The 14,573-nt window shown below is 60.3% G+C and carries 11 protein-coding genes; 6 read left to right on the top strand and 5 right to left on the bottom strand.

Going from position 1 to position 14,573, the window contains the following annotated elements; all coding sequences use genetic code 11:
- Positions 1-194 precede the first annotated feature (194 nt).
- From WMP97_RS10390 to WMP97_RS10405, 4 genes are read right to left on the bottom strand one after another with little or no spacing between them, the layout of a single operon-like run.
- A complete protein-coding gene (locus WMP97_RS10390) occupies positions 195-569 on the bottom strand; it encodes a hypothetical protein (protein ID WP_023020453.1) in 375 nt (124 codons plus the stop codon).
- A 56-nt stretch (positions 570-625) separates the two neighbouring features.
- A complete protein-coding gene (locus WMP97_RS10395) occupies positions 626-1,375 on the bottom strand; it encodes a succinate dehydrogenase/fumarate reductase iron-sulfur subunit (RefSeq protein ID WP_023020452.1) in 750 nt (249 codons plus the stop codon).
- Positions 1,375-3,390, bottom strand: a complete 2,016-nt coding sequence (locus tag WMP97_RS10400; protein WP_200288333.1) for a fumarate reductase/succinate dehydrogenase flavoprotein subunit — start codon at positions 3,388-3,390, stop codon at positions 1,375-1,377. The genes WMP97_RS10395 and WMP97_RS10400 overlap by 1 nt, the downstream gene beginning before the upstream one ends.
- A 15-nt stretch (positions 3,391-3,405) precedes the next feature.
- Entirely contained in the window at positions 3,406-4,161 is a 756-nt protein-coding gene (locus WMP97_RS10405) for a succinate dehydrogenase cytochrome b subunit (RefSeq protein WP_284835610.1), read from the bottom strand.
- 369 nt (positions 4,162-4,530) lie between these two features.
- Between WMP97_RS10405 and ramB the strand changes: the two genes are divergently transcribed.
- Entirely contained in the window at positions 4,531-5,940 is a 1,410-nt protein-coding gene (gene ramB / locus WMP97_RS10410; RefSeq protein ID WP_200288334.1) for an acetate metabolism transcriptional regulator RamB, read from the top strand.
- Between the two features lie 134 nt (positions 5,941-6,074).
- Here the strand turns inward: ramB and lpdA are convergent, their stop codons facing one another.
- On the bottom strand, positions 6,075-7,487 hold the full coding sequence (lpdA, locus tag WMP97_RS10415) for a dihydrolipoyl dehydrogenase (protein ID WP_340440459.1): 1,413 nt from the start codon (positions 7,485-7,487) through the stop codon (positions 6,075-6,077).
- Positions 7,488-8,020: 533 nt separating this feature from the next.
- Here lpdA and WMP97_RS10420 point away from each other — a divergent pair.
- From WMP97_RS10420 to rfbB, 5 genes are all read left to right on the top strand, one after another.
- Entirely contained in the window at positions 8,021-9,397 is a 1,377-nt protein-coding gene (locus WMP97_RS10420; protein WP_340440460.1) for an alpha/beta hydrolase, read from the top strand.
- A 51-nt stretch (positions 9,398-9,448) separates the two neighbouring features.
- A complete protein-coding gene (locus WMP97_RS10425; RefSeq protein WP_340440461.1) occupies positions 9,449-10,528 on the top strand; it encodes an alpha/beta hydrolase in 1,080 nt (359 codons plus the stop codon).
- 45 nt (positions 10,529-10,573) lie between these two features.
- Positions 10,574-11,899, top strand: coding sequence for a M1 family metallopeptidase (locus WMP97_RS10430; protein WP_340440462.1), 1,326 nt, complete (start codon positions 10,574-10,576; stop codon positions 11,897-11,899).
- A gap of 122 nt (positions 11,900-12,021) precedes the next feature.
- Positions 12,022-13,503: an HNH endonuclease signature motif containing protein gene (locus tag WMP97_RS10435; protein ID WP_340440463.1), complete on the top strand. Its 1,482-nt coding sequence runs from the start codon at positions 12,022-12,024 to the stop codon at positions 13,501-13,503.
- 73 nt (positions 13,504-13,576) lie between these two features.
- Positions 13,577-14,572, top strand: coding sequence for a dTDP-glucose 4,6-dehydratase (gene rfbB / locus WMP97_RS10440; RefSeq protein ID WP_198010452.1), 996 nt, complete (start codon positions 13,577-13,579; stop codon positions 14,570-14,572).
- Position 14,573: the final 1 nt, after the last annotated feature.

Here is a 14,573-nt window from a genome sequence, read left to right on the forward strand (position 1 = left end):
CAGCAACGAACATGCTCGGTGGCAGTCGTCGTTGCAATGATGTCCTGAATCGCCGGCTGGTCCATCTGACATTGCCACTTGGGTACTGAGAGATCACGCAACCCCCGCCTCCTTGCATGGATTGCATGCTGTGGAGACGGGGGTGACGTCGAGTCAGTACAGAAACTTAGGCATTGCCTGGTACAGCAAGCGCCTTAGTTAGCTCGGCCAGTTTCCTTGCGGTACTTGCGGTAGTAGCGGCGGCCATAGTGGACGGTGCTGAAGGCGGCGATAGCCACAACGGCTAGAGCGATGATGCCGATGATGGTGGTCAGGGTGTAGTCACCCTCGCCGGCGGTGCCCAGCGGGGTATCCCACACGCCGAGGCCCCAGATGAGGATTCCGGCAGCCGGGAGGCAAGACAGGATCAGACCCATGCCCACCCAGGTGGAGGTGCGAATGAGGGAAGAATGAGGAGCACCGAAGGAAACTGGGTCGTAGCCTTCAATGTAGGTGTCCTGAATCTTTCCGGAGAACTCCGGGTAAGTCTCGCTGGTGTAGTCAGCGACTGCGTGGGTGTTATCGCTCATGGCGGAGTCTTTCTGTCTTTCTCTCGTTCCTTGTATTCCTACGGAATAACCTTAGCTTAGTCGTCCTTGCCACGGAAAGCAGCACGTGCACGTTCGCGGGTAACCGCGGATACTGCGGTCAGGGGAACGCCGGCCGGGCAAACATCAGCGCACTCACCGTAGAGGGAGCAGTGGCCGAAGTTGGCTTCCAGGTCATCGACCATGTTGCGGGCACGGCGGCCACGCTCTTCCTTACCCAGCGGCATGAGGGACAGGTGCACCAGCTTCGCACCGGTAAACAGGTGTGCAGCACCATTCGGGCAAGCAGCAACGCAGGCGCCGCAGCCGATGCAGGCAGCGTGGTCCAGCGAGTACTCGGAAGTCTCATGGTTGACGTGCAGGGTATCCGCATCCGGAGCGGTACCAGCATCCATGGAGACGTAGCCGCCCTGCTCCATCACGTGATCCAGTGCCGCACGGTCGACGATCATGTCCTTGATAACCGGGTAGGCAGCGGAACGGAATGGCTCCAGCTTGATGGTCTGTCCTTCGGTGAAGTTGAACAGGCGCTGCTGGCAGGCCGGGGTGTTCTGTCCAGGGCCGTGTGGACGGCCGTTGACGGTCAGACCACAGGTACCACAAATGCCCTCACGGCAGTCAGAGGCGAAGGCGAAGGGCTCCTCGCCGCGCTCAATGTAGCCCTCGTTGACGTGGTCCAGCAGCTCCAGGATGGACATCTGCTCAGAGGCATCGTCCACCTGGACGGTCTCGAAGTGGCCTTCTTGGGTCGGTCCGGCTTGACGCCAGATCTCAAGTGTCAGTTTCATTACTTGTAGTTCCTTGTCATCAGCGGGATCGAATCAAAGTACAGCGGCTCAGCGTGGCGGATGAACTCGTTCTTATTAGCGCCCGGCTCCCAGGCGGAAACGAAGCACCAGTTCTCGTCGTCGCGTTCTGCCTCGCCGTCCTCGGTGAGGTGGTCCTCGCGGAAGTGGGCGCCACAGGACTCGTCGCGGTCCAGAGCGTCAACACACATGAGCTCGCCCAGGTCCAGGTAGTCGGCAACGCGCAGGCCGTATTCCAGCACCTGGTTCATGTCGTTGGCCTCGCCCGGGATGCGGACATTAGCCCAGAAGTCCTCGCGCAGCTCACGGATCTTGGTGATGGCTTCCTTGAGGTCTTCCACGTTACGGGACACACCGCAGCCGTGGTACAGGATGTCGCCTAGCTGGCGGTGGTAGTAGGAAGGACCGTGCGGGTTCTCGCCGCGCACGCCCATGAGGCGGTCGATGCGCTCTTGGGACTGGGCCAGGGTTGCCTGTGCCTCTGGGGAATCCTCCGCCAGCTTCTCCTCATTGAGGTGGTCAGCCAAGTAGTTCGGGATGGTAAACGGCAAGGTGAACCAGCCGTCAACGGAAGCCGAAAGCAGGGAGTTAGCACCCAGGCGGTTAGCACCGTGGTAGGTCCAGGAGCACTCACCGGCAGCAAAGAGGCCGTCGATGGAGGTCATCTCGTTGAAGTCGGTCCACAGGCCACCCATCGTAAAGTGGCAGGTCGGAGCGATGCGCATCGGAGTCTCGTAGGCGGACTCGCCAATGGCCTCTTCGTACATCTCGATGAGGTTGGAGTAGCGCTCGCGGATCTTGTCCTTGCCCAGGCGCTCGATGGCGTCGCGGAAGTCCAGGTACACCGAGTTGTGCAGCGGGCCAACGCCCAAGCCAGCGTTAATCTGCTGGGAGATGGCGCGGGAAGCAACGTCACGCGGAACCAGGTTGCCGAATGCCGGGTAGCGGCGCTCCAGGAAGTAGTCGCGCTCTTCCTCCGGAATGGTATTCGGGTCGCGGTCGTCGCCCTCCTTCTTCGGGGACCAAATGCGGCCGTCGTTACGCAGGGACTCCGACATCAGGATGGTCTTGGACTGCCAATCGGAGTTGACCGGTAGGCCCGTCGGGTGGAACTGCACGAAGGCTGGGGAAGCCAGGTAAGCACCGCTGTCGTACGCACGCATCATGGCGCTGGCGTTGGAGTTCTTAGCCAGGGTGGACATGTGGTAGACGTTGCCGTAGCCGCCGGTACCCAGCACGACTGCGTGGCCGGTGAAGGCCTTGAGCTCACCGGTGATCAGGTTGCGGGTAACGATGCCGCCAGCGCGCTTCTTGCCATTGTCGTTGTAGACGATGATGTCCTGCAGGTCGTTGTGAGCGAAGAGCTCCACGTTGCCCAGGCCAATCTGGCGGTAGAGCGCCGAGGTGGTGGACAGCTGCAGCTGCTGGCCTGTTTGGCCACGGGTGTAGTAGGTACGGGAGACCTGCACACCACCGAAGGAACGGGTAGCCAGGGTGCCGCCGTATTCGCGAGCGAATGGTGCACCGATGGCATTCATGTGGTCAATAACGCGAACGGATTCGTTGGCCAAGCGCCAGCAGTCGGACTCGCGGCAGCGGTAGTCGCCACCCTTGACGGTGTCCTTGGTGTGGCGGTAGGCGGAGTCATTGTCCACCTTCTTGGCACGGGAAGCGTTGACACCACCCTGCGCGGCGATGGAGTGCGCGCGGCGCGGGGAGTCGTGGTAGGTAAATACCTTTACCTTGTAGCCCAGCTCGCCCAGTGCGGCCGCAGCGGCGCCGGCGGACAGGCCGGTACCAACCACGAGGACCTCAAACTTGCGGCGGTTCAGCGGGGAAACCAACTGCATGTGGTCCTTTTGGTGGGACCACATATCCTTCATTGGCACGCCGTGCGGCTCATTGGATTCCAGAATGTTGCCGGCAGATACGCCCGGAACGATGGACTGCGGATGCGAGAACTTGGGGTGCTCGCGCTTGAGTTCAGTATTAGTCATGGGTTTCTAACTCCTTTAGCTGACCAAGCCCAGGGCAACGGACAAAGGCATAACGATGTTGCCGATGCAGACAACGGCCGGGATGACGTACGCCAGGATCAGGAAGGTCTGACGCCACTTCGCACCGGTAATACCCAGGTCAGAAGCGGCGAGGCGAATGCCGTGGGTGAGGTGCAGGAACAGGAAGCACATGGCGATCACATACACGATGGTGACCGGCCAGCGGCTAAAGGTTGCGATCATATTGGCCTTCACCGCACCCTCCACAAAGTCACCTGGGGCGATGGGCTGTACGCCCAAGGTCAGGTCCAGCAAGTGGAAGATGATGAACAGCAGCAAAACGATGCCGGTAACCAGCATGGACTTGGTGGCGAAGGAATCAAGGCCGCCCATCAGGTTGCTACGGCGGAACTTGCCGCGGGACGCCTTGGAACGTGCGGTGAGAGCAAACGCGCCATAGATGTGGGCGATGATGGCAACCAGCAGGACTGCTCGGATGATCCACAACGCACCCTCATGCGGGAACAGTGGCTCGCCCATGGAGCGCAGGAATGCACCATATTCATCAAGAGCCTCGTCGCCATCCTCAGCCGGCAAGTACAGCTTCAGGTTGCCGGCCATGTGGCCGACGACGAAAAGTGCAAATAGCAGGCCGGTGACGGCCATGATGAGCTTCAGAACCCAGGAGGGCACTCCCGGCTTCTGGCGGATTGGTTCGTTAGTAATGTGGCCGTGAGCTACTGCCTCACGGTCGGGATTTCTTAAAGTCATGACACCTCCATTGTCGTCCTCACCTTAACTGGGCTTAACCGCTGGTTACCAGTCAATTCCGGCGGCGTTTCATCTAACGGTACGGCGGTACGGTTAAACTCAGAATTCTTTTAGGTAAGGGTTGCCTTAGATGGCCGGATTCAAAACGTCACTACCTTGGCTGCTCGCAATTTCGCAATATTGACGTTGCGTAAATCTTCCTCCAGTTGTGAACTTGGTCACCCAGTGTTACGGGAGTGATCCCCTTACCCCTTTATGTGTCAAACTTTCGCATGAAACCCACATATTCCCCACAGGAGGGTGAATATTCTTCACAAGATCTTTGCGATTAAGGTGCACACGCGCAGGCCACCCAGTAACCTTTCCGGCATGAGTAAGACGTATGTGGGATCCCGCCTTCGCCAACTTCGCCGTGAGCGCGATCTCAGCCAGGCTTCCTTAGCCGCCACGCTGGGCCTTTCGGCCAGCTACGTCAACCAGATCGAGCACGACGTTCGGCCACTTACCGTTCCGGTCCTCCTTCGCATCACCGAAGTCTTCGGAGTTGACGCCACCTTCTTCTCCCGCGACGATGACTCGCGCCTCCTCGCGGAGATCCAGGACGTCATCCAGGACAAGGAGCTGTGCCCCTCCCCCGTCGAGCTGCAGGAGCTCTCCGAGCTGGTCTATAACCACCCCACCGTCGCCCGCACGCTGGTGGATGTCCACCGCCGCTACCGCAATGTGCGCGATAAGCTCTCACTCGCCACCGATACCCGCCGCACCACCGAGGCCACCCAGGCACTGTCCATGCCGCACGATGAGGTGCGCGATTTCTTCTATGCCCGCCAGAACTACTTGGACGGCCTGGACCACCATGCGGAGCAGCTTGCCGACGCCCTCTCGGTCACCCAATTCGGCATCCGCGACACCGAACATGCCCTAGCCCAGCGCCTGCGCGATCTCCACAACGTAGACATTCACATCACCTCACAGATGGATGGCACGCTGCACAGCTTCGACCGCGAGACCGGCGAATTTCGGCTCGCCTCGCGCTTAAGCGAAGGGCAACGCGCCTTCCGCATGGCCGCGGAGCTGAGCTTCCTCGAGGCTGGCGAGGAGATCGCATCTTTGGTAAAAAATGAGCCGTTTACCTCGGATGCCTCGCGTAACCTAGCGCAACGCGGATTGGCCAGCTACTTCGCCGCCGCCACCGTGATGCCCTATACCCTGCTACATTCTGAGGCCGAACGCTCCGGCTACGACGTGGAATACCTCTGCCAGGTCTTCGGAGTGGGCTATGAATCCGTCGCCTCTCGGCTGTCCACCCTGCAGCGCGATAACCTGCGGGGCATTCCTTTTACCTTCGTCCGCGTCGACCGCGCCGGAAACATGTCCAAGCGACAATCCGCCACCGGCGTGCACTTTTCCAATAATGGCGGCACCTGCCCGCTGTGGAATGTCTACGAGACCTTCACCCAGCCGGGCATTATTTCCCGTCAGTTGGCCCAGATGCCCGATGGCCGCAATTACCTGTGGATCTCCCGCGCGGTACAGCACCATCAAGGCCGCTTTGGCGATACCAATAAGCTTTTCGCCATTGGCCTGGGCTGCGAGGCTCGCCACGCCGACCGCACCGTCTACGCAGAAGGTCTCGACCTCAAAGATCTCTCTTCTGCTACCCCTATCGGCTCCGGTTGCCGCACCTGCCCGCGCGAGAATTGTGCGCAGCGCGCCTTCCCACCCATTAACGAGGTCATCAGCATCGATGCCCACCGCTCAGCGGTGGCACCGTACTAGTTACGCATCACCACGACGAGCCTTTTCGGGGGCGTAGACATACAAAACGGCACCGCGGTCCCTTTGCCTGGTGGGCGGGGACGGCGCGGTGCCGTGGGTGTTGCGCTCAAGGCGACGTCGCCAAGCGCCCCTGCTTAGAGGTTAATCATGTGGCCGCCGATGCCCTCGGCAGCTTCCTTCATGGCCTCAGAGAGGGTCGGGTGGGTGTGGACGTTGCGGCCGATTTCCTCAGCGGTGAGGTCAAAGCGTTGCGCCAGGGTCAGCTCCGGCAGCAGCTCGGAGACATTGGAGCCCACCATGTGGCCGCCGATGAGCTCGCCATACTCGCCATCCGCAATGAGCTTGACAAAGCCCGCGGTCTCGTTGAGACCGGCAGCTTTGCCGTTGGCGGAGAACGGGAAGGTAGCGACCTTGATATCGCGGTCCGCGAACTTCTCCTTTGCGGCCTCTTCGGTGTAGCCGAAGGAAGCGACCTGCGGGTTGCAGAAGGTAGCGCGCGGCATGTTCATGTAGTCACCCAGAAGCTGGGTCTCCACGCCGGCGATGGTCTCTGCGGCGACAACGCCCTGTGCCTCAGCAACGTGTGCGAGCTGCAGCTTCGCGGTGACGTCACCGATGGCGTAGATGTGGTCCACGTTGGTGCGCATGGTGTCATCGATGGCGATGGCGCCGCGCTCGGTGAGCTCAACGCCGGTGTTCTCCAGGCCGAAGCCCTCGGTACGGGGGGCGAAGCCGATGGAAATCATGGCGCGGTCCACGGTGAGGGTGTCCTGCTTGGAGCCATCCTTGGACTCGACCTCAACGGTGACATTATCGCCATTGTCCTTGACGGAGGTGGTCTTGTAGCCGGTCAGGAGCTTTACGCCAAGCTTCTTGTACTCCTTAGCAATGGCCTTGGAGACGTCCTTGTCCTCGTTCGGCAGCACGCGGTCCATGAACTCCACGATGGTGACGTCCACGCCGTAATTGGACAGAACATAAGCAAATTCCATACCGATGGCGCCGGCGCCGACGATGACCATGGACTTCGGGGCCTCATCGTTGAGGATCTGCTCCTCATAGGAGACGATATTGCCGCCGAGCTCTACGCCCGGCAGGGACTTGACCACGGAGCCGGTGGCGATGATGCAGTCATCGAAGGTGACGGTCTTGCCCTTGTCATCGCCGTCAGTGATTTCAATGGTCTTCTCATCCTTGAAGGAGCCAAGGCCGTTGATCTCGGTGATCTTGTTCTTCTTCATCAGGTAATGAACGCCCTTGACGATGCCCGCGGAAACCTTGCGGGAACGCTTGTGGGCTACACCGAAGTCGAAGGAAACATCGCCGGAGATGCCGAAGTCCTTTGCTTCATGCTTGAAGGTGTGGGCAACCTCAGCGTTCTTCAGCAGTGCCTTGGAAGGGATGCAGCCTACGTTGAGGCAGACACCGCCCCAGTACTGCTTCTCGATTACGGCAACTTTCTTACCAAGCTGAGCTGCACGGATGGCGGCCACGTAGCCGCCAGGGCCCGCGCCGAGTACTACTACGTCATAATGTTCATTAGTCACGCCCTACAGGATACGTAACTTTCCCCTCCATGTCGCGCATTGGGTCACACTCTTTTGCCCGTGTACCCCACGCTTCGGGGGTAAAACGCACAAAGGCCCTGCACGGTGGCGTCGGCAAGCGCGCGACGCCGTGCAGGGCTATGGGCTCGGTGTTTTAGAACAGGCCGAGAGCCAGGGCAGCGTTGGAGGACATGGAGGAACCCATATGCAGGAACTGGCCCAGAACTTCGTTGATGGATACGAGGATGGAATCGAAAACGTTCATTTTTCTTCTTTCTGTTTTGCCTAGAGCGAGGGATGGGCCCGCGGATGGGACCGCACTATTCACACGTTTAGAACTAACGGGAATTGTAGCGCCGCCGTTACATGAGCGCTGGGTTAGCGCTGCGTTCAGAATTATGACACACAAACCACATGCGTCACAGGTTTTGCTACATTAAAAGGGCTATTAAGGCATAGAGTCTTGCTAACACTCCCGCTATGCGGAACGATACCTACTGAGAAGATTCTCTTAACTCGAGGAAGCTAAAAATATGCATACTTTGCGCTCTATCGGCTCCAGCGTCGCAGGCATCGCCATCGCGGCAGGAGTCCTCTCCGCCCCTATCGCCTCCGCCGTCGAGCCGGCCAAGATTCAGGGGGACGCCACCCCATCCACCATCCGCGAGGTAAACCTCACTGACTCGGCAGATCCGGAAAATATCAACTACGCCATCACCACCGAGGGCGAAAACCGCGTGGTAGATATTGCCGGACTAAAGGACAAGGACAAGTGGAAGGGTTATGCCTTCGGCCTCAAGAGCGCCCAGGGCAACCACTACGGCAACCACGTCAAGGTCATGACGGCTACCTCCGCCGCCATGGGTGGCCGCGAGGTCCCGCTTGCGGTCATCTCCCCAGACGGCAACTTTGAAAAGAAGCGCCCCACCCTGTACCTACTCAACGGCGCGGGCGGCGCTGAGCAGGGCATGGACTGGATCACCGCCACCGCGAAGCGCGACGTCAACCCAGAGCAAGAGGGCGTGCAGGACATGGTGGATTTCTACACGTCCAAGGACGTCAATGTGGTCATCCCACAGGCCGGTGCCTTCTCCTACTACACTGACTGGGTTTCTACGCCGGATGCCGGCTACCTCAAGGGCCCACAGAAGTGGGAGACCTTCCTGACCAAGGAGCTGCCAGGCGCTCTAGAGGATCATATCGGAGGCAATGGCAAGCGCGGCATCGCTGGCATGTCCATGGCCGCTACCTCCTCCCTGCTGCTGGCGGAGCACAACCCGGGCTTCTACAACGCGGTGGGCTCCTTCTCCGGCTGCGCGGCTACCTCTCGCCCGCTGCCGCGCCTGTACACCCAGCTGACTGTCAACCGCGGCGGCGGCTCGGCCGATCAGATGTGGGGCGCTATGGGCAGTGAGTACAACGTGTACAACGACGCATTGGTCAATGCCACCCCGAAGAATTTGGGCCCATCCGAGACCTACGTCTCCGTGAATAGCGGTTTGGGCGGTGCCAATGACTGGGGCGCTAAGGGATCGTCCACCCTCATCGTGGAGGGCGGCGTCATCGAGGCTGCTATGAGCTCCTGTACCCACGATCTCAAGGCCAAGATGGATTCCCAGGGCATGAAGGCGGATTGGAACTTCCGCAATACCGGCACCCACTCCTGGCCGGGCTGGCGCGATGACATCTTCTCCTCGTGGAAGACCTTCGAGCGTGGCTTTAAAAAGGACGCCGCAGAAGCTCCGGCCGAGCTGGAAGTAAAGCCCAACGAGCTTTCCATCGATGCGCCGCAGGCTCAGGAAAATGCGCAGATCAAGGACGCCCCGAGCGCCGCTGACCAGTCCCCTGATAAGGACTTCGTCGAGGGCAAGGAAGCCGAAGCTCCAGAGGCTGCCGGCGCTGCGGAATAAGTAGCGCAGAAGTATAATCAACGAGTTCATTAACTACAGGAAAGAAGCACAATGAAGCGTCTTAACTCCATCCTTGCCGCCACCGCCGTGTGCGCAGGCTTGGCTTGCGCCCCGCTGGCGGGCGCCGCACAGCTCACCCCGCAGCAGGTAGCTGGCAATGCTGCCCAGTCCATCCTGGCCCCACTAGAAGTCACCCCGGAATTGGAGCAGCAGACCTGGTACCAGAAGTACAAGGACGATCCGCGCGTCGATAAGCTGCAGGCCACCTCCCCGGCTATGAACGGCCGCAAGATTCCGCTGGCTGTCATTCGCGCGACGGATGAGAACCGCCCGACCATCTACCTGCTTAATGGCGCAGGCGGCGCGGAGCAGGACATGGACTGGCTGAAGCTTTCCGATGCCGTGGATTTTTACCACTCCAAGAACGTCAACGTGGTCATCCCGCAGGCTGGTGCCTTCTCCTACTACACCGACTGGGTATCCGAGCCGAACTCCCAGTATCTTAAGGGCCCGCAGAAGTGGGAAACCTTCCTCACCAAGGAACTGCCGGGCGCTATCGAGGGACACATCAAGGCCGATAACCACCGCGCCATCGCGGGTATGTCCATGTCCGCTACCTCCTCCCTGCTGCTGGCGGAGCATAACCAAGGCTTCTATGACGCCGTTGGTTCCTACGCCGGCTGTGCGGCTACCGCCTATCCGGTAGAGCACAAGGCCGTTGAGCTCACCGTTAACCGCGGTGGCGCTTCCGCAGAGCAGATGTGGGGCCCCTTCGGTTCCCCCACCAACCGCTATAACGATGCGATGATGAACCACGAGAAGCTGCGCGGCACGGAGCTGTACATCTCCTCCGGTTCCGGTCTGGCCGGCAAGGAGGATACCTTCTCCTATAACGTGGCTAAGGGCTACAACCCTGCCGCCGCTGCTTTGGGCTCCGCTAAGCTGCAGGTGGAAGGCGGCGCCATCGAGGCTGGCGTGAACTACTGCACCCACAACTTCAAGGCCAAGCTGGACCAGGCTGGTATCCCGGCAACCTACAACTTCCGCAATACCGGCACCCACTCCTGGCCGCACTGGATTGCGGACCTCAAGGATTCTTGGCCGGTCTTCGAGCGCGCTTTCAATAAATAAGCTCGTTTCTTTCCGCGGCTAAAAGGGCGGTAGGCTTGCAGCATTATGAAGTTGCTTCCTACCGCCCTTTCGCGTTCCCATACCGATCCTTATACCGGCGTGGATTTTAACCTCGGATTTGAGGTGTCCCACTACACGCTGGATCTGACCTACCGCGTGGAGCCCAACTTGCTCCACGGCGAGGCCGTTTTAGCAATCCGAGCGACCGCCGATTTAACGTCTTTGACCTTGGATTTGGGCGGGGCGATGGTGGCCCGTCGCGTGACCGCGAAGGGTGCACCGCGGGTGGCAAAGTTCCGCCAGTCTTCCGGTAAGTTGCGTCTTCGTTTCGCTGCAGAAATCGCCGCCGGTACGGAGTTTGAGCTGGTTATTCGCTATGGCGGTAGCCCTCGCCCCATCCGCACCACCTGGGGCGAGATTGGTTGGGAAGAAACCGAGTCCGGCTCGCTGGTAGCCAGCCAGCCCAATGGCGCGCCGAGCTGGTTCCCCTGCGACGATACACCGTCTGAAAAGGCGCTCTATGACATCATCATTACGGCCGATGATCCCTTTATCGTTGTGTCTAATGGCGACCTCGTCTCCCGCAGGGCGGGCGGCTCCACCACGCGCTGGCATTACCGTACCCGCCAGCCCATGGCCACCTACCTGGCTACGGTGCAGGTAGGTGAGTTTTCCAGCTTTGCCTTGGGCCCTTCCACTCGGGCTTGGGCTCCAGCCACGCTGCGCGAGCGGCTGCTGAATGAATTTGCCCAGCAGCAGGAGATGGTGGACTTCTTTACCTCCATTTATGGCCCCTACCCGTTTGCGGATTACCAGGTGGTCATCACGGAAGATGAGCTGGAAATTCCGCTCGAAGCGCAGGGGCTTTCTATCTTTGGATCCAACCATGTGAAGGGAGACCACGCCTTCGAGCGCCTTATCGCGCATGAACTTTCCCACCAGTGGTTTGGCAATTCCGTAGGCCTGAGCGAGTGGAAAGATATCTGGCTCAATGAGGGCTTTGCCTGCTACAGCGAGTGGTTATGGGCCGAGCACAAGGGCGAGACCACCGCGCGCGAGGCAGCACGCTCCCACTACAACGTCCTAGGCCGCAAGGCGCAGAACCTCACCGTTTCCGATCCGGGTGCGCGCGATATGTTCGATGACCGCGTGTATAAGCGCGGTGCTTTGACCGTGCACGCCATTCACCGCCTGCTTGGCGACGCCTTCTTTAGCACCCTCCGCAGCTACCTCACCGAGCACCAGCATTCGGTGGTGGAGCCTTCCATGTTGCTAAATTCCTTCCGCGCCGCCGCTCCTGATGCCGCGCTTTTCGACGCCACCGTAGACGCTTGGCTCAACCACACGGCCCTTCCTTCATTCCCGAGTTAGTGGTTTTGGCCCTGCGTTTGTTTGGGGATTGTCTAATCTATTGACCAATCCCTTCTTTCCTGTTGACGGGGTGTTTTATCTAGATAGAATAGAACATGTAAACGAACAGGAGGGGAGGGATTATGCAGACCACCAAGCACGCGGAGATAGACTCCGCCATCGCCCAAGTTGCCGCCGGGTTAACCCAACTGCGCGGCCTCATGCAGGATCCCTCCGACCTCTCTTTCGAGCTTCTTCACCCTCATTTCGAGCACTTGGAAAGGGCCCTGGGCAACAAGGCCGCTATTGACGCTGCCTTCGCCTTCATCGCGGAGCGCGATGACGCCGGCCGCCGCGTGGGCTCCTCCAAAGCCAAGGACTACCTGACCGCCCGCCTAGGTCTTAGCGAGTCCGAAGCCGCCGCCCGTCTGCGCAATGGGCGCAACCTATTTGCCCCTATCCCCGAACCGGAGCCCACTCCCCCACCTGCTGATCCCGATGCTGATGACGCCACACGCGCACAGGCCGAGGAAGAAGCCCGCCGCCGCGCCGACCGCGAGCGCCGCGAAGAGGAAAAGCGCCGCAAGAAGCTTTTCGAAGAAGAGCCTATCCCTGAGCGCATCCTTAACCTCATCGAGAATGAGCTGCGCAGCCTCAGCAAGTACGCCATCCCCGGCCCAAGCGAGCTGCGCAACCAGGCCCTCGAGCAGGCCAAGCGCCGCTCCTTCGATTCCTTACGCGAGTGGCTGCGTAAGGCAGTTCGCAAGGCGAATAAGCACGCCCTCAATCCTGCCGGCGAGCCCGATCCGCACGCCGCTACCCGCAAGCGGCGCTTTAGCATCTCCCGCCAAGATGCTGACGGCGGTGTGCATATCTCCGGATACCTCGACGCCTCCGCGGCCGCCATCCTTGCCAGTGCCTTTGCTCCCGCCAAAAATAAAGGCAGCGCCGATCTCAGCGCCGAGGATGATACCCGCACTTATGCCCAGCGCATGGCGGACCAATTGACCGCTGCCTTGTCGAGCTACCTTTCTGCCACCCAAAAGGACTCAGCGGGCCTTGGTTCTTTCTTCGTCGCCACCACCTTGGAAGAACTGGAGGCGATGGGCGGCGATACCCGCTTCGCCACCAGCACCGGCATCGAGCTTTCTCCGCTCGATCTCCTCCGCTTGGGTGCCGCGCAGCACGATTTCTTCTGTGCGGTGGATGAGAAGGGCTTTCCCCTCGAACTTGGCCGCACCAAACGCACCGCTTCCCTCTGGCAGAAGCTCGCCCTCGCGGCCTCCGAGCTTGTCTGCACCCACCCCGAGTGCCACCGCCCCTGGCAGGACTGCGATGTCCACCATCTGCAGGCTTGGTCTCACGGCGGCGCCACCGACCTAAAAAATCTGACGCTGCTGTGCCGTCGCCACCACGTGGACAATAACGACTACCGCGATGGCCGCAACGGAATGGGTCACGCCGAACGGGACCCCGGCACCGGCCGGGTGGGCTACCGGGCCGCGCACGCGAGCGGGCTATCGCCCACAGTAGAGGTCAACGACCACCCCGCCGCGGAACAAGCCCCGGGACGCAGGCTCACGGATCCGCCCTCGCCACCACCGTCTCCCCCGGGCGCGGCCTGACCTCTTGCGCGCGGGCCCGCGGCCTGCCACAGCAGCCCGTCCGACTGCCCTACACTGGATAACCATGCAAACGATGCTCGTCACTGGCGGCGCCGGTTTTATCGGCGCCAATTTCGTGCGCCTCATGCGCCAGGCGCGCCCCGATACCCGCGTTACGGTGCTTGATAAGCTCACTTACGCCGGAAACCGCGCCAACCTCGCCGATCTGGATATTGACTTCGTCGAGGGTGATATCGCCGATTCTGCGACGGTAGAACCGCTCGTCGCTGCCGCCGATGTAGTAGTTCACTTCGCCGCCGAATCCCATAACGACAATTCTTTGCGTGACCCCTCCCCCTTCCTCCACACGAATATCGTGGGCACGTTCACGCTGTTGGAGGCGTGCCGGAAGCACGATACCCGCTTCCACCATGTCTCCACCGACGAGGTTTTCGGTGATCTCGAGATTGGGGCAGAAACCAAGTTTGACGAGAACACCGCCTACGCCCCCTCCAGCCCGTACTCCGCCACCAAGGCAGGTTCTGACCACCTCGTGCGCGCATGGGTGCGTTCTTTTGGGCTGCGCGCCACCATCTCGAATTGCTCCAATAATTATGGGCCGTATCAGCACATCGAGAAGTTCATTCCCCGCCAGATCACCAATATTCTCTCCGGCCGCACGCCCAAGCTTTATGGGACGGGCGAGCAGGTCCGCGATTGGATTCATGTCGATGACCACAACGAGGCAGTGCTCGCCATCCTAGAGCGCGGCCGGATTGGAGAGACCTACGCTATCGGCGCGGATCAGCCAGATATCAGCAATAAGCAGGTCATCGAGCTTATCTGCGAGATCATGGGCCACACCCGCGATGGACGCGCGCTCTATGAGCACGTGGCGGACCGCCCCGGCCATGATCAGCGCTATGCCATGGATGCCACCAAGCTGCGCCGCGAGCTGGGCTGGGCCCCGCGGTTTACGGATATCCGCGCCGGCCTCCAAGACACCATCGCGTGGTACCGCGATAACGAAGACTGGTGGAAGCCCGAGAAAGAAGACGTAGAGACCCGCTACAAGCAGCAAGGACAGTAGA

Source organism: Corynebacterium sp. KPL4072 (assembly GCF_037908395.1).
Classification (GTDB): Bacteria; Actinomycetota; Actinomycetes; order Mycobacteriales; family Mycobacteriaceae; genus Corynebacterium; species Corynebacterium kefirresidentii.